Origin of the sequence: Agriterribacter sp., from assembly GCF_035445465.1 — a bacterium.
Taxonomy (GTDB): Bacteria; Bacteroidota; Bacteroidia; order Chitinophagales; family Chitinophagaceae; genus Agriterribacter.
Genome location: NZ_DAOMQT010000012.1, coordinates 70,747 through 93,066, shown reverse-complemented (window position 1 = coordinate 93,066; position 22,320 = coordinate 70,747). Strand labels below are relative to the sequence as shown.

The 22,320-nt window shown below is 44.2% G+C and carries 15 protein-coding genes; 6 read left to right on the top strand and 9 right to left on the bottom strand.

Features of this window, described 5'->3' with window-relative positions:
* Positions 1–94: 94 nt before the first annotated feature.
* On the bottom strand, positions 95–2,476 hold the full coding sequence (locus PLE34_RS08710; protein ID WP_324555934.1) for an alpha-ketoacid dehydrogenase subunit alpha/beta: 2,382 nt from the start codon (positions 2,474–2,476) through the stop codon (positions 95–97).
* 132 nt (positions 2,477–2,608) lie between these two features.
* Between PLE34_RS08710 and efp the strand changes: the two genes are divergently transcribed.
* From efp to accC, 3 genes are all read left to right on the top strand, one after another.
* Positions 2,609–3,175, top strand: coding sequence for an elongation factor P (gene efp, locus PLE34_RS08705; protein ID WP_324555932.1), 567 nt, complete (start codon positions 2,609–2,611; stop codon positions 3,173–3,175).
* An 87-nt stretch (positions 3,176–3,262) separates the two neighbouring features.
* Positions 3,263–3,733 carry an acetyl-CoA carboxylase biotin carboxyl carrier protein gene (gene accB / locus PLE34_RS08700; RefSeq protein WP_324555930.1) on the top strand — a complete coding sequence of 157 codons (471 nt, stop codon included), beginning with the start codon at positions 3,263–3,265 and terminating at the stop codon, positions 3,731–3,733.
* Positions 3,734–3,863: 130 nt separating this feature from the next.
* Positions 3,864–5,201: an acetyl-CoA carboxylase biotin carboxylase subunit gene (gene accC / locus PLE34_RS08695; RefSeq protein ID WP_324555928.1), complete on the top strand. Its 1,338-nt coding sequence runs from the start codon at positions 3,864–3,866 to the stop codon at positions 5,199–5,201.
* 98 nt (positions 5,202–5,299) lie between these two features.
* Here accC and PLE34_RS08690 read toward each other — a convergent pair whose 3' ends face one another.
* The 7 genes from PLE34_RS08690 to thrS form a co-directional block, all read right to left on the bottom strand.
* Positions 5,300–5,767, bottom strand: a complete 468-nt coding sequence (locus PLE34_RS08690) for an SPOR domain-containing protein (protein ID WP_324555926.1) — start codon at positions 5,765–5,767, stop codon at positions 5,300–5,302.
* Positions 5,768–5,876: 109 nt separating this feature from the next.
* Positions 5,877–6,542, bottom strand: coding sequence for a deoxyribose-phosphate aldolase (deoC, locus tag PLE34_RS08685; RefSeq protein WP_324555925.1), 666 nt, complete (start codon positions 6,540–6,542; stop codon positions 5,877–5,879).
* Positions 6,543–6,654: 112 nt separating this feature from the next.
* A complete protein-coding gene (gene secA, locus PLE34_RS08680; RefSeq protein ID WP_324555924.1) occupies positions 6,655–9,981 on the bottom strand; it encodes a preprotein translocase subunit SecA in 3,327 nt (1,108 codons plus the stop codon).
* 576 nt (positions 9,982–10,557) lie between these two features.
* The gene (locus PLE34_RS08675; RefSeq protein WP_324555922.1) at positions 10,558–11,961 is read right to left on the bottom strand and encodes an MBL fold metallo-hydrolase RNA specificity domain-containing protein; all 1,404 of its coding nucleotides are present in this window, start codon (positions 11,959–11,961) and stop codon (positions 10,558–10,560) included.
* A gap of 404 nt (positions 11,962–12,365) precedes the next feature.
* Positions 12,366–14,282 (bottom strand): OmpA family protein, encoded by a 1,917-nt coding sequence (locus PLE34_RS08670; protein WP_324555921.1) that lies wholly within the window; start codon positions 14,280–14,282, stop codon positions 12,366–12,368.
* A gap of 271 nt (positions 14,283–14,553) precedes the next feature.
* Positions 14,554–15,138 (bottom strand): translation initiation factor IF-3, encoded by a 585-nt coding sequence (gene infC / locus PLE34_RS08665; RefSeq protein ID WP_324555919.1) that lies wholly within the window; start codon positions 15,136–15,138, stop codon positions 14,554–14,556.
* A 130-nt stretch (positions 15,139–15,268) separates the two neighbouring features.
* Positions 15,269–17,203, bottom strand: a complete 1,935-nt coding sequence (thrS, locus tag PLE34_RS08660) for a threonine--tRNA ligase (protein WP_324555917.1) — start codon at positions 17,201–17,203, stop codon at positions 15,269–15,271.
* Between the two features lie 122 nt (positions 17,204–17,325).
* Between thrS and PLE34_RS08655 the strand changes: the two genes are divergently transcribed.
* Positions 17,326–18,396: a hypothetical protein gene (locus PLE34_RS08655; RefSeq protein ID WP_324555916.1), complete on the top strand. Its 1,071-nt coding sequence runs from the start codon at positions 17,326–17,328 to the stop codon at positions 18,394–18,396.
* Positions 18,397–18,669: 273 nt separating this feature from the next.
* Here PLE34_RS08655 and PLE34_RS08650 read toward each other — a convergent pair whose 3' ends face one another.
* Positions 18,670–19,482, bottom strand: coding sequence for a carboxylesterase family protein (locus tag PLE34_RS08650; RefSeq protein ID WP_324555914.1), 813 nt, complete (start codon positions 19,480–19,482; stop codon positions 18,670–18,672).
* Between the two features lie 84 nt (positions 19,483–19,566).
* Here PLE34_RS08650 and PLE34_RS08645 point away from each other — a divergent pair, with 84 nt between their 5' ends.
* Positions 19,567–20,646 carry an LptF/LptG family permease gene (locus PLE34_RS08645; protein WP_324555912.1) on the top strand — a complete coding sequence of 360 codons (1,080 nt, stop codon included), beginning with the start codon at positions 19,567–19,569 and terminating at the stop codon, positions 20,644–20,646.
* 178 nt (positions 20,647–20,824) lie between these two features.
* Positions 20,825–22,150: a citrate (Si)-synthase, eukaryotic gene (locus tag PLE34_RS08640; RefSeq protein WP_324555909.1), complete on the top strand. Its 1,326-nt coding sequence runs from the start codon at positions 20,825–20,827 to the stop codon at positions 22,148–22,150.
* Positions 22,151–22,320 lie beyond the last annotated feature (170 nt).

Here is a 22,320-nt window from a genome sequence, read left to right as displayed (position 1 = left end):
GCCATGCCAGGTAAAAGGTATCAGCCGTGCAACCTGCACCCTGTACCCTGCACCTTGTAACTTGCACACCCTGTACCCTGAAACTTGCTTCCCCTTACTCACTCATCATTTCCTTTACCACCCTGATAAAATCTTCTACGTTTGGCTTGCTGAAATAGTCGCCGTCTGTTCCGTATGCCGGGCGGTGCGGCTGTGCGGTAATGGTTCGGGGAGCAACATCTAACCAGCGGTATCCTCCCTGCATTTCCATAACCATATTAAACATATAGGCCGCCGCACCACCGGGCAGATCTTCATCGGCAAAAATAATACGGCTGGTTTTTTTAAGAGAATCCAGAATGCTGTTGTTAATATCGAAAGGCAGAAGGGTTTGCACATCAATAACTTCACAGGATGCCCCCATTTCATCGAGCAGTATTGCCGCCTCATGCGCAATACGTAAAGTAGCGCCATAGGAAACGATGGTAATATCGCTTCCCTCTTTTATAATTTCAGGAACACCCAGCGCTACCCTGTAGTTTAAAAGATCGGAGGGTAATTTTTCTTTGAGGCGGTAAGCATTCAGGCATTCTATCATTATTGCCGGGTCGTTCACTTCTAATAAGGTATTATACATACCCGCGGCCTGCACCATGTTACGCGGTACGCACACATGAAATCCTCGGAGCGCATTAATAAGCATGCCCATCGGTGAACCGCTATGCCATATCCCCTCCAGTCTGTGCCCCCGGGTGCGCACAATAATGGGGCAACTTTGTTTGCCTTTGGTACGGTAATGTAAAGAGGCCGCATCATCGCTTAAAGGCTGCAGACCGTAGAGCATATAGTCAACATACTGAATTTCTGCTATGGGCCGCAAGCCCCTCATGGCCAAACCAATACCCTGTCCCATAATGGTGAGCTCACGGATACCGGTATCAAAAATTCTTTTATCGCCATGTTTTTGCTGCAAACCTGCAAAACCCTGGTTAACATCGCCAATTAATCCCAGGTCTTCACCAAAAGCCAGCACTTTAGGATTGTTTGCGAACAGCTCATCAAAATACCGGTTTAGTATCTGGTAACCATTTAAAAGCGGCGCGTTTTCATTGTATTGCAAAGCCGTGGGCTGAACATGCTGCAGGCTTTTTGTTCCCTCATTATACAAATGCGAATGATACAATGCATTTTGTTCGGAAAGCAGCCTGTTGTAATACTGCTGCACAACGGTATCTCCGCTAAAATTAACGCCGGTTGCCAAAGCTTTTAAAATATCTCTCCTGTCTGGTTCACGGTTCGCCTGCAGGCTTTTAACGGCAACCTGTATGCGCCCGGTATGGTCTTTTCCTGCACTGATAACATGCTGTAAAACGGAAATCGTTTGCGTTAGCATGGCCTTAATGGGCGAAGTATATTTATCCCACGCTAACTGGCGGCCTGTTTTTATTGTTGATTTGGCATTGATCTCAATTGCGTTCAGCTCCTCTTCTTCCGCCAGGGCGTTTGCAATGATCCATTCTTTCATTTTTTTGATACAGTCCCATTCTCTTTCCCATTCCAGGCGATCCGCTGTTTTATAACGCTCATGGCTACCTGAAGTAGAATGTCCCTGCGGCTGGGTTACTTCTTCCACATGAAAAACGGCGGGAATATGCGTGTCACGCACTTTTTGAATGCCCTGTTCAAATATTTCGCAAAGTCCTGCATAATCCCAGCATTTCACCTTATAAATATCTATCCCCGTACTGTTGCCTTTTTTCTGAAATCCTTTTAAGGCATCCGAAATAGAACCTTTTACGATCTGGTTGCCGGAGGGAACAGAAATACCGTAGCCGTCATCCCATATAAAAATTGCCAGTGGTACTTCCAGCACTGCGGCGGCATTTACCGTTTCCCAAAAATGTCCTTCGGAAGTAGAGGCATCGCCAATGGTACAAAAGCAAACTTCATTTCCATTATCAGACAGGCTGGTATACCGGCGCAATTGTTCCACCTCACGAAATACTTTTGAAGCAAAAGCCAGTCCCAGCGCCCTGGGCATTTGCCCGGCAGTGGGAGCAATGCCGCTGGTTATATTTTTATGGTTAATCAGATCAAGAAATTCGCCGTGTTCATCTACAAAAGATGAGGCAAAATGTGCATTCATTTGTCTTCCTGCACTGTGGGGCTCGTCCTTTTCATCGGGGTTGGCATACAATTGTGCAAAAAAATCTTCTATGGTAGCTGTTTCAGTAGCGAAGGCAATGGTTTGATCACGGTAATATCCCGCGTAAAAATCGCCGGGCTGAAAAAATTTAGATAAGGCAATCTGCGGTACTTCCTTACCATCGCCGAAGATGCCGAACTTGGCCTTCCCTGTAAGCACCTCCTTGCGACCCAGCAAACTGGCTTCCCTGCTTTCACAGGCAAGCCGGTAATCGTTAAGCACTTCTTCACGGAAGCGATCAAAAGAAAGTTTTTCTTCGGACAGAATATCGTTGGGAATAATGTGCTCCATAAGCGCAAAAATACCCGAAAATTATTTAAATAGACGGCATAATTCCCTGCGGGGAAAAATGGTGTATTAGCTTCAGTTACTGGCTGTATAATGCAAAAACCTCTTATCTTTGCGCCACTTTAAAATTTTAATATGGCAACCACAGCAGACATCAGCAGGGGCATGATCCTGAAATTAGACGACAGTTTATATACGATAATAGAGTTTGGCGAAAATAAAACCGCCAGGGCAGCTGCAAAGGTATGGGCCAAGCTCAAAGGGGTAGAGAATAACCGCAGTATCGAAAAAACATGGAACTCGGGCGATAGCATTTACCCGGTTAGAGTGGAAAGAAAGAACTACCAGTATTTATATAAAGACGATTCGGGGTATAATTTTATGGATAACGAAACCTTTGAGCAAATCGTAGTACAGGAATCGCTCATAGACGCGCCGCAGTTTTTAAAAGAAGCCCAGGAAGTTTCCGTGCTAATCAATACGGAAACCGAGTTGCCTATGAGCGTGGAGCTGCCCGATAAAATTATTGTGCTGGTTACCTACAGCGAACCGGGTATCAGAGGCGACACGGCCACACGCACGCTAAAAGCCGCTACTATTGAAACCGGGGCTACCGTAATGGTGCCGCTTTTTGTAGAAGAAGGGGAATTAATCAGGATCAATACCAAGAACGGAGAATATGTTGAAAGGGTAAAAAACTGATTTTTGGGTATATTTACCCTGAATTCCTATATCTTAGTCGCCAGTTTCGAAACAATTGGCGGTTTTAATAAAAATAAATTTACCCACATGGATTTTAAGCAAATTCAGGAGCTGATAAAGATCATCAACAAGTCCAATATAGGAGAAATTAGCATCGAAGACCAGGATTTTAAAATTACAATAAAGCAAAAAGAAGAGCACATTACACAGGTTGTATCGTCTGCCCCTCACCCTGCTCAATCTTTTGCCGGTTCACCTCAGGCCAATAATGCGGTACAGGAAAAACCCAAAGTTGCCGCCGAACCAAAGGCCGATAACCTGCTTACTATTAAAAGTCCTATGATAGGTACTTTTTACCGCCGTGCATCGCCCGATAAACCTTTATTTGTTGAGGTGGGAGATGAGGTTAGCCCGGGAAAAGTGGTTTGTATTATTGAAGCCATGAAGCTGTTTAACGAAATTGAAAGTGAAGTGAGCGGTAAGATCGTAAAGATACTGGCCGATGACGCCAGTCCTGTAGAATACGACCAGCCGCTGTTTTTGGTGGAACCCAATTAGAGAATGTGGAAAAGTGAAAATATGAAAACCTGTCTGCCGGCAGGCAGGTGTGACAAATGAGTGTTTTTACAGCTATTTATAATATTTCCACACTTTCACATTTCCCACATTTTATCACATTAATTATTCTATGTTCAAAAAAATACTTATTGCCAACCGCGGCGAAATTGCATTGCGGATCATTCGTACCTGCAGGGAAATGGGTATCAAAACAGTGGCGGTATATTCTACTGCAGATAAAGACAGCCTGCATGTAAAATTTGCCGATGAAGCGGTATGCCTCGGCCGCCCGCAAAGTGCGGACTCTTATCTTAATATTCCCCACCTTATGGCAGCGGTAGAAATTACCAATGCAGATGCCATTCACCCGGGATATGGTTTCTTAGCCGAAAATGCCCGGTTTGCCCAGATTTGCTGTGAGCATGGTATAAAATTTATAGGACCCACTCCCGGCATGATCACCGCTATGGGTGATAAGATCACGGCCAAGGAAACCATGATTAAGGCCGGCGTTCCCGTGGTGCCCGGGGGTAAAGGGCTTTTAGAAAGTGTGGTTGAGGCAAAAGGACTGGCGAAAGAGATCGGTTATCCTGTAATTTTAAAAGCAACAGCCGGTGGCGGAGGAAAGGGAATGCGGGTGGTTTGGGAAGAGGCTGAATTGGAGAAAGCATACAACAACGCGAAGGCCGAGGCCGGTGCCTCCTTCAAGAATGACGGGATATACATGGAAAAATTTGTAGAAGAACCCCGTCATATAGAAATTCAAATAGCCGGCGACCGCTATGGTAAAGTTTGCCATATGAGCGAAAGGGATTGCTCTATTCAGCGCCGCCACCAGAAGCTTGTGGAAGAATCGCCTTCTCCTTTCATGACCAATGACCTGCGTGAAAAAATGGGCGAGGCAGCGGTAAAAGCCGCTTCCGCTATTAATTACGAAAGTGTGGGAACGATAGAATTTCTTGTGGACAAGCACAGGAATTTTTACTTTATGGAGATGAATACCCGCATACAGGTGGAGCATTGCGTTACAGAAGAAGTAACCAATTTTGACCTGGTAAAGGAACAAATAAAGATCGCATCCGGCGAATCTATTTCCGGCAGGAATTATTACCCGGAAATGCACGCCATAGAATGCCGGGTCAATGCCGAAGATCCATATAACGATTTCAGACCTTCACCGGGAAAAATAACGGTATTGCACCAACCGGGCGGACATGGTGTACGTATTGATTCGCATATTTACGCCGGCTATGTTATTCCTCCTTATTATGATTCCATGATCGGTAAAATCATTGCTATTGCCCGTACCAGGGAGGAAGCCATTAATACCATGAGCCGCGCGTTAAGCGAATATGTAATTGAAGGCGTAAAAACAACGATTCCTTTTCACCAGCAGCTTATGCGAAATGAAGATTTCAGAAAAGGAAATTTCACCACTAAATTCCTGGAATCATTTACCATGTTATAGCTGCTGTTATCTCTTTGGTATTTCTATCTGCTGGGTAGCTGGTTGATAGTTGATTGTTCAGTGTGCACGATAATCAACGGGCTGTTCTGCTTTCCTGTTTACGGCTTATCACTTATTACATCTAATATCAGCTCCCCATCTTTGGATGGTTTTATTTCTATCTTTGCCGGCACAATAAATACACCGGAAGGGTAAATTTTCTTAACCTGCTGCATCAGTTGTTCGGCATCCTCCCTTGTTCTGAAATTACCCATCTGAATTTTGAAGTAAGGAGAGTGGTAAATGAAATAGGTTTTTTCTTCCGGAAAGTCGCTTAACATGCGCGTTTTAACGGAAAGCGCGGTATTGCGGTCATTGGTATTAATAACCTGCAGGCGGAATCCCTGTATATTCCGGAGCGTTTTTAAATACACGTCTTCGTTAACCTCCCTGTTCTTTTTAACAAGTGCATTCAGCCGGGGATCTTTATTGACGGAAACATTGTGCAGCGTATCGTTTGCTGTATCCTGGGCCATTACGCCAGCCGTAAATAAAAATAGGATAACGGAGATGCCTGTTTTTTTCATACCGGAATATTTAGTAATACATGTGCGATACGCTAATATACATGCTCTTTTACATACCCAGAGCATAGTGAAAATACACTTTAGCTTTATATAATGTTAAACATAAAAATCATACCGGTTTTTGCCCGGACGCATGTACAATATCAATGCTGCCGCTGCACCCGATACGGCTTGCGCCGGCAGCAAGGAGCTCAGCGGCAAATGCAAAGCTGCGTATGCCTCCAGATGCCTTTATTTGAACATGCGGCGGCAAATGTTGTCTCATAAGCCGGACAGCTTCAACAGTAGCTCCTTTTCCGCCATATCCCGTAGATGTTTTTAAAAAATCTACCCCGGCGGCGCCATATAATGTACAGCATTTGATGATCTCATCAGTTGTGAGCATCCCGGTTTCAATAATAACCTTTAATACCCGGTTCTTATTTCTGATAACAGGCAGTATAGCATTCATTTCGCTCGCAATAAACTGCCAGTCGTTATTTTTTACAGCCGCAATATTCATTACCATATCCAGCTCATCCGCACCGTCTACGATAGCTAATACCACTTCGGCCAGCTTGGCTTCAATGGCCGAATACCCAAACGGGAATCCAATTACAGTAGCCGTTTTTACTGCCGACCCTGCAAGCAGCTCTGTTGCTTTTTTTACATATAAAGGAGGAACGCATACCGCTGCAAAACGGTATGTAAGCGCTTCGCCGCAAAGCCGCTCAATATCCGTAAGTGTTGTATCCGGTTTTAAAACGGTGTGATCAATATAAGCGGCGATGTCCAAATTTGAGATTTGAGATTTGAAATTTGAGAACCTTAAAACCTTACACCCTATACCTTACTCCCTATACCCTGCTCTCTCACCCCTTTCAAAAACCGGCTCACTGTTGTCAGCTTCAAGCTTCCTTTCCATGACACTGCTTATATTTTTTACCGCTGCCGCAGGGGCACGGATCATTGCGCCCAATTTTTGGCCCAACTTTAACCGGTTCCTGTTTTACTGCCGCGCCGGAAGGATCAAAATAATCATTTTCATTTGCTGCGTAATCATCACCACGCGCATCAATCTCGTCTTTATTGGCCCTCATCTTGCTCATGTCTGTTTTTTGCTCCCTGCCTTCTCTTATCTGCCCAGCATTTTGCTCAACAGGTATAGCGGCGTGACTAAGGAAAGCAACAATATCCCTGTTTACCTCCCCATCCATGTTACGGAACATTTCAAAAGCGGATGTTTTATATATAACCAAAGGATCTTTTTGTTCATATACCGCCGTTTGCACACTGTGTTTCAAATCGTCCATTGCCCGCAGGTGCTCTTTCCAGGCATCGTCAATTACCGCAAGGGTAATGGTTCTTTCCAGCGCATTCGCCAATTCCGTTCCTTTCGATTCCAATGTTTTTTTCATATTCGCCAATACCTGTATACTCTTCTTTCCATCCGAAAAAGGTACCACCACATTTTCAATATGATTGCCCTGCATGAGTTTAATATTCTGAAAAACAGGCATAGACTGTTTCGTTAAGTTTTGCTTGCGTTCCTGGTAATGAACAGATGCTTCATTATACAAATGATCTGCTATCTTATTGACATCCCCTTTCATAAACTCGTCATGGCTAATGGTAGTATCAATACCAAAATGAATGATGGCAGCCAGCTTAAAGCCTTCATAATCTTCCTGCTCGCGGAAAGAATTGATCAACCCTTCCGAAACACTATAAAACGCATTGTCCAGGTCAAGTGCCAGGCGGTCGCCAAACAAGGCGTGTTCCCGCTTGGTATATACCACATTGCGCTGCTTGTTCATTACATCGTCATATTCCAGCAGGCGCTTACGGATGCCGAAGTTGTTTTCCTCCACCTTTTTCTGCGCTCTTTCAATACTTTTAGTGATCATACTATGCTGGATCACTTCTCCTTCCTTGTATCCCATCCTGTCCATCAAAGAAGCTATACGCTCACTGCCAAACATACGCATCAGGTCATCTTCCAGCGATACATAAAACTGTGAAGTACCGGGATCGCCCTGGCGTCCGGCACGACCGCGCAACTGTCTGTCTACACGGCGCGATTCGTGTCTTTCGGTACCAATAATAGCCAGCCCGCCTGCTTCCTTAACACCGGGGCCTAATTTTATATCCGTTCCGCGGCCGGCCATGTTGGTAGCTATGGTAACGGCTCCGCTCAAACCCGCTTCCAATACTACCTGCGCTTCACGGGCATGTTGTTTTGCATTCAGCACATTATGCGGTATTTTCCTGGCGTGCAGCATTTTGCTCAGCAACTCACTTACTTCAACCGAAGTGGTACCCACCAATGTAGGGCGCCCGCTGTTACGTAACTTTTCAATTTCTTCAATTACCGCTTTAAATTTTTCGCGTTTGGTTTTATACACCAGGTCCTGCTCATCTTTACGCGTAACAGGTATATTGGTAGGAACAGCAACCACATCTAATTTGTAGATGCTCCAGAATTCGCCTGCTTCCGTTTCCGCGGTACCTGTCATACCCGCGAGCTTATGATACATGCGGAAGAAATTCTGCAACGTAACGGTAGCATAGGTTTGTGTAGCGGCCTCTACCTTCACGTTTTCCTTTGCCTCAATGGCCTGGTGAAGGCCATCACTATAGCGGCGACCTTCCATGATACGCCCGGTTTGCTCATCAACAATTTTTACCTGCCCTTCTATTACAATATATTCTATATCCTTTTCAAATAAAGTATATGCTTTCAGCAACTGCTGCACCGTATGTATACGTTCAGCTTTTTGCGAATATTCACTTAACACTTCTTCCTTGCGCTGCAGTTTAGCTTCCACGGCATCGACTCCTTTTTCAATATCCGACAATTGCGTGCTCAGATCGGGTAGCACAAAAAAGTTAGGATCTTCGCCTCCCTTTGTAATGTATTGCAAGCCTTTATCCGTAAGCTCTACCTGGTTATTCTTTTCGTCAATATGAAAAAACAATTCCTCATCCACAACATGCATGTTTTTTCCCTGGTCGGCCAGGTAAAAGTTTTCCACCTTCTGTAGTTTCACACGGATACCGGGTTCACTCAGGTATTTAATTAATGCTGTATTCTTGGGTAGCCCGCGGTAAGCGCGCAGCAGCGCAAGCCCTCCCTCGCGAATATCATCTTTACCTTCCGCTATTAATTTTTTGGCATCAATCAACGCTTTATTCACCACCTGCTTCTGAGCTTCCACCAGCTGGTGCACACGGGGTTTTAAATGAATATATTGCTGATCATCGCCGCCTTTTGATATAGGACCTGAAATGATCAGCGGCGTACGGGCATCATCAATCAATACGCTGTCTACTTCATCCACCATACCGTAATGATGCTTACGCTGTACCATTTCATCGGGGTTATGCACCATGTTATCACGCAGGTAGTCGAAACCAAATTCGTTATTGGTACCGTAGGTTATACTGGCCTGGTATGCCTTGCGCCGGTCAGCGCTGTTGGGGTAATGCCGGTCAATACAATCCACCGTTAATCCAAGAAATTCATATAAAGTGCCATTCCATTCCGAGTCGCGTTTGGCAAGATAATCGTTTACGGTAACAATATGCACTCCCTGGTCGGCAAGCGCGTTGAGGTAAGCAGGCAGGGTAGATACCAGCGTTTTACCCTCACCGGTAGCCATCTCTGCTATTTTTCCCTGGTGTAATACCACACCGCCCAGCAGCTGCACATCATAATGTACCATGTTCCAGGTAACAAGATTACCGCCTGCCAGCCAGCTATTTTTATAGGTTACCTTATCACCGTCAATGGTAATATGCGCCTTTTTAACACTCAGCTCCCTGTCGAGCTCTGTAGCCGTTGCCACCAGTTCCGTATTATTTGTAAAACGGCGTGCTGTTTCCTTTACCACTGCAAAAGCTTCGGGCAGGATCTCATTAAGCACTTCTTCAATTTTTTCATTGCGCTGTTTGCCCAGCTTATCTATCTGCTGGTATATTTCATCCTTTTGCATTATTTCGGAAAATGCCAGCTCTTCCGCCTTTTGCTTAAGTTCGGTTATTTCATTTTCAACAGTTGAGATATGTTGTTTGATCCGGGATTTAAATTCATTGGTTTTGTTTCTGAGCTCATCATTGGAAAGCGATGCATAGGAAGTAAAATACCCGTTGATCTCTTCCACATAATGTGAAATATTCTTAATATCTTTCTCGGACTTGTTTCCCCCAAATATTTTAGAGATAAATTGCAACATATTGAGCGTGTATTAATAAAATGTATTTATGATATAATGCTGAGCTAATTGTAATATGCCGGATTGTTGTGAGAGGTGAATGGTGAATAGTGATTCATTCACCTTTCACTATTGCCTCTGTCTGAACGATGTTCAGCCCCGCCCGGACGATACCAGTCGGATGGGGGCATTGCTTATTCATTCCATTTCTTTTTCTTTCACTTTTTTCTTCTCACTTTTCACGATACAATACATTGCATATGATTAACTTAACACGAGTTATCCTTTTTTCCTGACAAATATAATGCTGCTTTTACAGGCAGTCATATTGGCAGAAGGAGAGCAAAGGTAAGAAAACTAAGAAAGAGGCGAAGAAATTTGGATCCTGTTAACAGAAGGTTGAGAAGTTTATAGTTTATAGTTTGTGGTTGCCAGTTGAATACCTCAGGTTTCCTGCTGATATCTGAGCCCGATTCTTCACAACTTGCTGCCTGCTCCAGGTCATAGGTGCATTAACAGGACTTTTCCACCTTGCAACATGTGACCTGTAACCTGTAGCTCCAACTTCCAAACCATAAACTCCCAAACTATAAATTCCTATCCTAACCCGAGCTCAAAATGCCTTTCCGGTATCTGCACATCAAAAAAGCCTTTTTTTATCAGGCGGTTTTTGAAATCCTGCTGAACATCATACTCGCCATGAACAAGGAATAATGTTTTTATTTCCCGCGGATTCTGACAGGCAAGGAACTGGGAAAGGTCTTCATAATCACCATGGGCGCTCATGCTGCGGATGGAGCCAATTTCGGCGTTCACCTGGTGATATACGCCAAAAATAGTTACCTCCTTTGCACCTGCTATTAACCTGCCGCCCAGAGAATGCGGTTCGCAATACCCGGTAAACAAAATGGTATTGCGGCTGTTTTCAATTGTATTGCTGATATGGTGCTTCACCCGGCCGCCTTCGGCCATACCACTGGCGGAAATAATTACACAAGGCTCATTTCTAAAGTTGAGCAGCTTTGATTCTTCAACCGTTTTAATGAATTTCAAACCTTTAAATCCAAAAGGATCCTGGTCTGACTGTAATATTTTCTGAATGGTGTTGTTAAAGTATTGAGGATATTTCTTTACAATCTCCGTAGACTTTACGCTCAGCGGGCTGTCTACAAAATAATCCAGGTCGGGCAGTCTCCTTTCTAATTCCAACTGGTTGAGCGCAAATAAAATTTCCTGCGTTCGCCCTACGCTAAACGCAGGTATCACCAGTTTTCCTTTTTTCTGCAGGCAGGCTTTTTCAATCCATTGCAGTATCTGGTCGGGAGTGGTAGTATGCTGGTCGTGCAGGCTGTTGCCGTATGTAGATTCCAGTAAAATATAATCTGCCTGTGGAAATATCTGGGGCGAACGCAAAATAACATCCCTGTAGCGTCCTACATCGCCGCTAAAGCTGATGCGTGTGATCTTGCCGTTCTCTGTTATTTTTAAATGCACCGCGGCGCTGCCAATGATATGTCCCACATCGGTATACAGCAGCTCAATTCCTTCTTCTATCGTGAACCAGTTGCCATATTCAACTGTAGCGAAAAATCCATTAGTCTTTTTTGCATCTTCCGTATTGTATAAGGGTTGCAAATATCCCTGTCCTGCAGCGGCTCTCCGTTTATTGATATATTTCACTTCATCTTCCTGTATACCGGCCGAATCCTCCAGCAGCACTTCCGTTAGCTCGCGGGTAGCCGGCGTGCAAAATATTTTCCCCACAAAACCATCCTTTACTAATTTAGGTATCAGCCCGCTATGATCAATGTGCGCATGCGACAATATCAAGTAATCCACTTCGGGCGGATTAAAACCCCAGCCCCTGTTTAACACATCGGTTTCTTTACCTAATCCCTGGAACATCCCGCAATCCAGCAATATTTTTTTGCCGCTTTTTAAAGTGATCAGGTGCTTTGAGCCGGTTACGGTACGGGCGGCGCCGTGGAATGCTATTTTCATATAGAGCGACAAATTAAGACAAAGAACCAAATAAAAGCCAAATCCGAAGCCTAAAGCTCGAAATTCGATGGAATACAAAGCACCAAGAACCAAAAAGCAAGAACCAAACCTGTCCGCCGGGGCGGATAAAATTCAAATTTCAAATCCGAAGCAATAAATCTGAAATCCGAAGGGAAATACAAAGCATCAAGAACCAAATAACAAGAACCAAATAAATCTCAAACCTGAAGCAAAAAGTTGGAAATCCGAAACGGAGAAGGAGGGCTGTCAGCAATTAGCTTTGAACAGTATAGAGAAGGAACATTCATCTTATCGTTAGTAATACTCAACCGATAGCTCTGACTGCTGATAACTGCACCCTGTCCGCCATCTCAAATTTTAGATCTCAAATTTCAAATCGTCCCCTACTTCGACAAAATAGTCAGTTCCGTTCTCCGGTTTGCCGCTTTTCCTTCTTCCGTAGCATTATCGCTTACCGGCCTGGCAGCACCGAAACCTTTATACTGCAGGCGTGAAGCATCTATGTTTTTGCTGATCAGGTAATCTACTACCGCCTTTGCCCGGTTATTGGAGAGTGTAAGATTATCGGCTGCTTTACCCGTATTATCGGTATGCCCGCCGATCAGTATGGTAATGCCGGGATTATCATTGAGCAATTCCACTACACGATCCAGCTCGGCAATAGATTGCTGCTCCAGCTCAAACCGGTTAACATCAAAGAAGATATTGTTGAGCACAACAGATGCATTCGCTTCTATAGGCTGTAGTCCAATATCAATTGTATAGGTAGCGTCGGGTGCTTTTTGGCTGAATGGAAAATTTTTAGAATAAAATAAATAGCCTTTCCGGTTTACATTGAACGCGTAATCTTTGCCCAATGGCAGGGTAATAAGATAATCGCCGCTTTCATTGGTTTGCACTTTTACCAAGGTTTGTCCTGAACCGATATCAATTAATTCTACCGCGGAAGGCAGTCCTTCTTTGGTTGTACTGTCAAATACTTTTCCCTGCACCCATAATGTTTTGTTGGGGCGTATATCTTCCCGCATTTCAAATGTATAAATATCCAGTCCTCCGCGGGTATCCGCCCTGTCGCTGGCATAATATGCTGTTTTACCATCTGCCGCCACTACCAGGCTGCCTTCATTTTCGGTAGTATTAATAGGGTAACCCAGGTTTTCAATATTATTCCAGGTACCATCACTTTGCTTTCGTGCAAGAAACAAATCATCGCCGCCATATCCCGTTAACCCGTTAGAAGTAAAATACATGGTTTGATTATCGGCATGAATAAAAGGGCAGCTTTCATCGCCTGCGGTATTTATTTTGGAGCCCATATTCTGGGGTTCACCCCATCGTCCGTTGGGCATACGTTTGGAAACGTAAATATCTTTACCGCCGTACCCACCCGGCCGGTTGCTGGAAAAATACAGCTCCCGTTTATCGGGTGACAGGCAGGGTGAAGATTCCCAGAACTCCGTGTTTACCGGTTCGCCTATATTTTCCGGGGTACTCCATCCTTTTTTGGTAAGTGATGAAAAAAACAGGTCGCAGCTTCCCAAACCTTCAGGAAAATTACAGCCTGTAAAAACCAGCCACTCCCCATCCTGCGAAATATTTTGTGCTCCTTCATTAAAGTTGCTGTTGATATCTCCGTCAATTCCTTTAGCTTTTGACCACTCATCGCCTTTCCTGTCGCTAACGAAAAAATCTTCATTACGTCCCTTTACCCGCCTGGTAAATACCAGGGTTTTATCATCTATGGTAACAGAAGGGTAATATTCGAGGTCGGCGCTGTTGATGCTGTCGCCAACATTACTTGGAGCAAAAACATAGTTTTTAGTATTGTGCTCCTTTTCGTATTGCACAGCAAATTCAAATGAACGCTTCCGGTAGGCACCCGCCCTGCGGCTGGATTCATTAAGATCGGGAATGGTCATAAATTCGTTAACCGCATCAAGGGCATTTTCAAAACGTCCTGCTCCAGCGAGGTTAATGGCATAGGGTAATTTATAATCCTTTGTATATTCCATATCCGTTGCAAAGGCCTGTTCGTAAGACGCGATACAACTGTCGTACAATTTCATCTCTCCGTATATGCCTGCTTTTGTGAGCCAGGCATCCACAAACCGGTTGTCGGTTTCGAGTGCGCGGTTTATAAATTGTATGGCTTCCTTATAATCGCCATTCTGTGCCTTGTCGAGCGCAAGGTTATAGAAGTTAACCGCTCTTTTATTTATTTTTTGGGTATTGTACTGCTGGGCGAAAGACGCGCTGCAAAACAGGCAGATGCAGAACAATATAGCTATTCGGTTTATCATTATTATATATAAGAAATGATAACGAAGCTATTCAAAAATTATTCCGCAGTACAGAAGAAAATGTTAATGCAGACCGCAGCGTTCTGTTAGCCATAAAGACACGAATTTGCACTGGTACCTTGGTATCTATTGGTTGGTGCATACTGTACAACAAATTATTACTATCATACCATCTTAGAAAGAGATAGCCACGAAGACACGAATTTACACTACATATCTTCGTGTCCATTCGTGTCTTCGTGGCGTACTTTGCTCTTTACAATAAGGTTTATTATTTTTTCTTTTTCTGGCTTTTCGGAGCAAAAATGATCATCATGCGCTTACCTTCTAATTTAGGCAATCCTTCCGGAGCTCCGGTATCTGCAAGCCTTTCCGCAAACTTCAGCAACAGCAGCTCTCCTCTTTCCTTAAACATAATAGCACGGCCTTTAAACTGCACGTAAGCTTTAACTTTATTACCATCTTTCAAAAAATCCTCGGCATGCTTGGCTTTAAAATTAAAGTCGTGCTCATCTGTATTGGGCGTAAACCGGATTTCCTTTACTTCAGAAACTTTGGAGTTGGCTTTCATCTCCTTCTCCTTTTTCTTCTTTTCGTAGAGGAACTTATTATAATCAATGATCCTGCATACGGGAGGATCCGCATTGGGGGAAATTTCTACAAGATCCAGTCCCTGCTCATTGGCAAGCTTTAAAGCATCCTGGATGGAAAACACGCCTACCTCCACATTATCACCCACCAGCCTTACCTGGGGCACCCTGATCATGTGGTTAGTGCGATGTTCCTGCTGTTGTTCTTTTCTGAAACGGGGGTTGAAATTACCCCTGGTAAATTGCGGTCGTGGTGGAAATGCCATTTACGATTTTTAAAGTGATACTCCTTTTCAGGGAGGTTTTAATTGTTATTGTTAAAATTTGAAATAACCTGTTTAACTGATATCAGATGTGCCCTTATTTCGTCTTTTCATATCTCACCTTTCACATCTTTCATTCCGATACCCTGTTCTTTATTTCGATAACAGTTTCTTTGATAAATTCTTCCACCGGCTTTGTGCCCGTATCGCCTTTGCCATGCCTTCTTACCGCTACTTTCTTTTCATTTACTTCCTTTTCTCCCACTACCAGCATGTAAGGTACTTTAGCCAGTTCGGTATCTCTAATTTTTCTCCCTATTTTTTCGGGCCTGTCGTCAATTTCCGCACGAATATCTGCATTTTTCAATGATTCCAAAACATTTTGTGCATATTCCATGAACTTGTCGCTGATGGGTAAAATCTTTACCTGTAACGGCGCCAGCCACACCGGAAATTTGCCCGCATAATGTTCCAGCAAAAACCCGATAAAGCGTTCATGGGTACCCAGCGGCGCCCGGTGAATGATCAGGGGTATTTCAGGTGCATTATCCTTATTGGTAAATTCAAGCTTGAACCGCCTGCCCTGTGCAAAATCTACCTGGTTGGTTGCCAAAGTAAATTCGCGGCCGATGGTGCTCCATATCTGCACATCAATTTTAGGGCCGTAAAAAGCAGCTTCGTCCTGCACTTCCACAAAGGGCGTATTGGTACGCACCAGCACATCTCTTACCAAAGCTTCTGTTTCTTTCCATAGTTCCGCTTCATCCACATATTTTTTACCCAGCTTGGAAGGATCGTGCAGGCTGAGGCGCATGACATATTTGTCTATACCAAAAATCTTAAAATATTTCAGGTACATTTCATTTACCGCCTTAAACTCATCGTAAAACTGCTCCTTGGTGCAATAAATATGCGCATCATTCATATGCAGGCAGCGTACTCTCATCAATCCAAACAATTCGCCGCTTTGCTCATAGCGGTAGCAGGTTCCATATTCTGCCAAACGATAGGGAAGGTCTTTATAACTTTTAGGTTCCGCTGAAAATATTTTATGATGATGCGGGCAATTCATCGCCTTCAGGTAGTATTTGGTGCCGTCCAGCTCCATAGGCGGATACATGCTATCCTGGTAATAGGGTAAATGTCCGCTCGTAAGATACAGGCTTTCTTTGGCAATATGCGGCGTAACCACTCTTTTATAACCTGCTCGTTCCTCCGTGTCTTTAGCCAGCTTTTCAAGCGCCTCAATAACAATAGCGCCATTGGGCAGCCACAACGGCAACCCGGGTCCGATATCATCATCGAAAGCAAAGATGCCTAACTCTTTTCCCAGCTTGCGATGATCCCGCTTTTTTGCTTCTTCCAGCATGTGCAGGTATTCATCCAGGTCTTTTTGATTGGGAAAAGTGATGCCGTATATGCGGGTTAGCTGCTTGTTTTTTTCATCGCCTTTCCAGTATGCGCCGGCAATATTGGTAAGCTTAATGGCTTTTATTAAACCGGTTTGAGGAATATGCGGCCCGCGGCACAGATCGGTAAACACGCCCTGGCTGTAAAAAGTGATGTTGCCGTCTTCAAGGTTTTGCAGCAGGTCGAGCTTGTATTCATCACCCTTATCTTCGAAATATTGTACAGCGTCTGCTTTTGAAATTTCCTTACGGATATACGGATTGCCCTGCTTTGCCAGCTCCGTCATCTTTTTTTCGATGGCAGCCAGATCCTCTTCACTTACTTTTCTGTCGCCCAGATCCATATCATAATAAAAGCCATTTTCAACCGGCGGACCCACCCAAAACTTCACACCGGGAAATTGTGATTCCACGGCTTCGGCTAATAAGTGTGCGGAGGAATGCCAGAAAGTAGACTTGCCTTCCGTATCATTCCAGGTCAGCAATTGCAGGGTACTGTCGGTGTAAATAGGGCGCACGGCATCCCATACCTGCCCGTTAACCCTGGCGGCCAGCACTTTCTTTGCCAATCCCTCACTGATAGACTTTGCAATATCCAAAGCAGTTGTGCCTGGCTGATATTCACGTACCGCGCCGTCCGGAAAAGTAATTTTTATCATATTTTATTCTCCTGTTCCTGAAAAAGAGTGCAAATTTAACGAACTATTGGCGTATCATTTCATTTCGTAGGGGTATTTCCTTAGTATTGGGGGTATTTTTGCTCAATAAAGTTTTATATGCAATGAAAGAGTGGTTTCTGCTGATTTTTGTATTGATGGGCTATCACGGTATGGGTCAGGATCTCAACGGGCAATGGCGGGGTACATTCAATTCGGCCAACAACAATATTGTTGCCGGGGAAGGAGACACGGAATATGTACTGGAACTGTATATTAAAGGAGAAAAGGTTACCGGCTATTCGTATTCGTATTTTAATTACCCGGAGAAACGTTATTATGTGATATGCAGGCTGGAAGGCAATTATGACCCCGACAGTAAATCGGTAATCGTAAATGAAGAAGAAAGGATCAAAGGCAATACGCCACCTACCTGGGGCGACTGCTTACAAACCCATATTCTTACCTTTTTAAAGCAGGGAAGTACCGAAAAATTAGTAGGCAGGTGGAGAGGATACCGGCCGAGCGGCTGCGGCACAGGCAGTACTGAACTGGAAAGAAAGACCCTGACCAGGGTCACATCGCCAAAATCTTCAGCACCAACGGCAAAAAAAACGACTCCGCCAACTACAAAAAGTAAAACCGTACCGCAGCAAAGCCTTACCCAAAAACCTAAAACCGGCTCTCCTTCAACTCAAAAAACGACTCCTCAAAAAAATCCCCCGGTTGTTAAAAAACAACCTGCAAAGCCGCAACCTGTAACACCTGTGCCCCATAAGCCGCAAAAGGTAGAAGACGCAACCAGATCGGGTTTACCCGACATCAGCACGCCCGTTCTTCCGGGGTATGCCAAAAGAAGTAAAAATATACTGAAGGTCATAGATATCCCAACGGATGAAGAGTTTAAGGTAGATTTTTATGATAACGGGGAAATTGACGGTGATACGATCTCTGTTTTTTATAATAATAAATTACTGTTATCGCGCCAGCGGTTAACAGATAAACCGCTTTCTTTAAAAATAAAACTTGATACTACCCGTGAAGAAAATGAGCTGGTGATGTATGCCGATAACCTTGGCGCCATTCCGCCTAATACTGCCTTAATGATAGTAACGGTGGGCGGCAAACGCTATGAAGTGTATATTACCTCAACGGAAAAATCAAGCGGAACCATACGGTTTAGAAGGAAGGCGTAGCGGTGGGAGTTTATTTATGATTTTTGGTTTGTAGTTTATTGTTGCATTCTCCTTTGGATTTCGGGTTTCTTCCTTCGAATTTAATATTTCTATTTTATTATTATTGTTATTGGGTTCGTGGTGCTTTGTATTTCTCCCAGATTTAGTGTTTCCGGCTTTGGATTTGAATTTTGCCTGTCATTATAAGGAACGAAGCATCTGTATATTATTTGGTTCTTGCTATTTGGTTCTTGTGATTTGTATTGCTGATCGCCGACAGAATAAACCCATCCATTAATTCCGCTTTTGCTCAAACAGCCAGGGCAGCAGGGTAGGTTCGGCAAAAGCATTTATCCAGCTATCATGTTTAACGCCGGGGTATTCGGTGTATTTTACTTTAGCTCCTGCTTCTTTCAATGCGTTAACCATATTCCTTGAGTTGGCTACAGGCACTACATCATCATCTGTGCCGTGAAATACCCATATGGGGAAATGCTTTCCATATAATTTTGCGCCGGCAGCGTTACCACCTCCGCAAATAGGAATGGCAGCGGCGAACAATCCGGGTTTGCGCCATAGCATTTCAAATGTTCCAAATGCCCCCATTGAAAGTCCGCCAATATAAACCCGCCTGGGATCAACAATGCCGCTGTTTATTAAGGTATCAATAAAGCTCATAACCAATTGCAGCGGCCGGGTAGGAGGCACCTGCATCGGAAACTGGAATATGCCCGCTGAATCTGCGGATTTATTTCTTACCCGCACGCTCCACGATGAATCGGCAGCACACTGCGGGAAAACAACTATTGCAGGAAATTTTTCCCTGTTGGCTGAATCCAGAAAAAGGTCGCCGCCCCATTTCAATTGTGCTTCATTGTCGTTGCCTCTTTCGCCGGAGCCATGTAAAAAAACAATTAAGGGGTATTTTTTTCCGGCGGAAAAATGAAGCGGGGAAAGTATCCGGCAGGGCAGGGTATCGTTACCCTGTAAAAAAAGCTGCCGTTCAAATAAATCAGGGTCAGGCGCCTGAGCATTCACTAAACAGGGAAGGCTAATAAACAGTAAATAAACAGGGAAAAGTTTGAAACTATTGTGAATATTTTTCATAACAGAAAGATACAAAGTTCTTGTTAGAGTTTTAGTTTACTTTTGTTCATTACAGACGTTTTACCGTTCACCTGAGCCGCATGCATGAAAAAAATAGACTGGTACATATTTAAAGATTTTATTTTCACTTTCATTTATTGCATTCTGCTGTTTACGGCTATTTCGGTAGTGGTAGACATTAGCGAAAAAACAGATGATTTCGCTAAAGCCAGCCTTTCCGCCAAATACGTGGCAACACACTATTACGTAGGTTTTGTACCGTTCATCGTTTCTTTCCTGTTTCCGCTTTTTACTTTTATTGCGGTTATATTTTTTACTTCCCGTTTGGCTAATCGTTCAGAAATTATAGCCATTTTGGCCAGCGGTACCAGTTTTAACCGTTTGCTAAAACCGTACATGCTGGGGGGTATTTTACTCGCGGCCCTGCTTTGGTTTGGGAACCGTACGCTTGTTCCCAAAGCCAACGAAATACGCACCGCCTTCGAATTAAAATATATTAAATCGCCCGGGCAATACGGCAGCAGCAATAACATATATATGCGTATTGATTCGGTTTCGTATTGTGGTATCCGTTACTATGATACTGCTGCGAAAAGCGGCAGCGGTTTTTTTATGGACAGGTTAAACGGAATAAAGGTTGCATATAACCTGAGGGCTAACACCATTGCCTGGGACGCGGATCAGAAGAAATGGAAACTGACGGGCGTAATAGAAAGAGAAATTAACGACCTGAGCGAAGATGTTAAACAGGATACGGTGCGAAGAATGGATTTTAATTTTACGCCAGACGATTTAAAGCGTGATGAGTATGTAAAAAGCCGGCTTACCACCAAAGAGCTCCGGCATATGGTAGATATGGAAAAATTAAGAGGATCAGAAGGCATTAACGACCTGGAAGTGGAGCTGTACCGCAGAGACGCTACACCTGTAACTGTTATTATACTTACTTTAATAGGCGCTATACTCGCTTCCCGCAGGATAAGGGGAGGCAGCGGTATACACCTTGCCGCAGGTTTTGCAATAGCCGCATTATTTATACTGCTCGACCGGTTTTCTACCATTTTCAGCGTTAAAGGAAATCTTCCGCCCCTTATTGCGGCATGGCTCCCCAATGTATTATTTGGAATACTTACCTGGTATCTTTATCGTAAAGCACCCAAATAAAAATGCAGCAGGCTTCCGGTATAATCCTGTCTTAATTTGCAATATACCGTACAAATAAGTCAAATAAATTATTTGAAACATCAGATTTTTGTGGGGTGATAACCGTGTTTTAGCTAACTTTAGCGCTCTTGCTGCCCTGCTTATTATGTAATTGGGGAATATTCAAAACACTTTATATATGGCAACAATAAAAGAACGGTTTAAAGCAAAAGCGGATGAGCTATCGGGGGAAATCAAAGACATTCTTAAAGAACACGGCAATAAAAAAATAGGGGAAGTAATGCTTTCGCAGATTTACCAGGGTATGCGGGGCATAACCGGGCTGGTAAGTGAAACGTCGTTGCTTGATGCGCAGGAAGGTATCCGTTTCAGGGGGTTCACTATTCCCGAGCTGCAAAAGAAGCTGCCCAAGGCAACCAATGGCAACGAACCCCTTCCGGAGGGGTTGTTTTACCTGATGCTGATGGGAGAGTTGCCAACAGAAAATGATGTAAATGACATTACCAATGCCTGGCAGCGCCGTTCACATGTGCCCAATCATGTTTTTGATGCCATAGAGGCCCTGCCTAAATCGGCTCACCCCATGACGCAGTTTGTAGTGGCTATTATGGCTCTTCAAACCGAAAGCACTTTTGTACGTAAATATGGTGAAGGACTAAACAAAAAGGATTACTGGGATGCAGTTTATGATGATGCCATGAACCTGATCGCCCGTTTGCCCAGGGTAGCTGCATATATATACCGGCGTAAATATAAAGATGAAAAGCACATACAGCCCGACGGGTTGCTCGACTGGTCGGGTAACTTTGCTCATATGCTGGGTTTTGAAGATGATAGCTTCAAAGAGCTGATGCGCTTATACATGACCATTCATGCCGATCATGAGGGAGGTAATGTATCGGCACACACAACGCACCTGGTAGGCTCGGCATTAAGCGACCCCTACCTGAGCCTGGCGGCAGGTATGAACGGGCTGGCCGGCCCCTTACACGGACTGGCTAACCAGGAAGTGATTAAATGGATATATGAAATGCGTGAAGAGCTGGGTGTTGAATTGCCTTCTAATGCCCAGATAGAAAAATACGTAAAGAAAACGCTGAAAGAAGGGAAAGTGGTACCCGGCTACGGGCATGCCGTATTGCGTAAAACGGATCCGCGCTTTTCGGCCCAAATGGAATTTGGCAAAAAACATATGCCAAACGATGCACTGGTTAATACGGTATGGCGGGTATATGAAGTGGTACCAGGCGTATTAAAATCGCTGGGCAAAGTAAAAAACCCCTGGCCAAATGTTGACGCGCACAGCGGCGCCCTGCTGGTGCACTACGGGCTGGTTGAATACGAATTTTATACCGTGCTGTTTGGGGTAAGCCGTTCCCTGGGCGTGCTTGCCAATTTGTGCTGGGACAGGGCTTTGGGTCTTCCGATAGAACGCCCCAAATCTGTTACCACTGCATTAGTAAAAGACTGGTTGAAAGGGAAAGGAGAAATTTGGGGTGATTGAAGAAAAATGTATTGCGGTTATTTAAGTATCAACCAGGCAGTTTACTGTCTGGTTTTTTATTTTGACAGAACGGCCCGGCGCTCTATATTTGCACTCCTGTAAAAGAGAAGGAAACGGGGGTTTAGCTCAGCTGGCTAGAGCGTCCCGATGGAAATCGGGAAGGTTGCTGG

Bases quoted from the DNA above. Each gene is read 5' to 3' on its own strand.
- efp (WP_324555932.1), top strand. From the start codon at position 2,609: ATGGCAACCACAGCAGACATCAGCAGGGGCATGATCCTGAAATTAGAC.
- thrS (WP_324555917.1), bottom strand. From the start codon at position 17,203: ATGATAAAAATTACTTTTCCGGACGGCGCGGTACGTGAATATCAGCCA.
- PLE34_RS08640 (WP_324555909.1), top strand. From the start codon at position 20,825: ATGGCAACAATAAAAGAACGGTTTAAAGCAAAAGCGGATGAGCTATCG.
- accB (WP_324555930.1), top strand. From the start codon at position 3,263: ATGGATTTTAAGCAAATTCAGGAGCTGATAAAGATCATCAACAAGTCC.
- PLE34_RS08690 (WP_324555926.1), bottom strand. From the start codon at position 5,767: ATGAAAAAAACAGGCATCTCCGTTATCCTATTTTTATTTACGGCTGGC.
- infC (WP_324555919.1), bottom strand. From the start codon at position 15,138: ATGGCATTTCCACCACGACCGCAATTTACCAGGGGTAATTTCAACCCC.
- PLE34_RS08670 (WP_324555921.1), bottom strand. From the start codon at position 14,282: ATGATAAACCGAATAGCTATATTGTTCTGCATCTGCCTGTTTTGCAGC.
- accC (WP_324555928.1), top strand. From the start codon at position 3,864: ATGTTCAAAAAAATACTTATTGCCAACCGCGGCGAAATTGCATTGCGG.
- PLE34_RS08650 (WP_324555914.1), bottom strand. From the start codon at position 19,482: ATGAAAAATATTCACAATAGTTTCAAACTTTTCCCTGTTTATTTACTG.
- PLE34_RS08675 (WP_324555922.1), bottom strand. From the start codon at position 11,961: ATGAAAATAGCATTCCACGGCGCCGCCCGTACCGTAACCGGCTCAAAG.
- PLE34_RS08655 (WP_324555916.1), top strand. From the start codon at position 17,326: ATGAAAGAGTGGTTTCTGCTGATTTTTGTATTGATGGGCTATCACGGT.
- secA (WP_324555924.1), bottom strand. From the start codon at position 9,981: ATGTTGCAATTTATCTCTAAAATATTTGGGGGAAACAAGTCCGAGAAA.
- PLE34_RS08645 (WP_324555912.1), top strand. From the start codon at position 19,567: ATGAAAAAAATAGACTGGTACATATTTAAAGATTTTATTTTCACTTTC.
- PLE34_RS08710 (WP_324555934.1), bottom strand. From the start codon at position 2,476: ATGGAGCACATTATTCCCAACGATATTCTGTCCGAAGAAAAACTTTCT.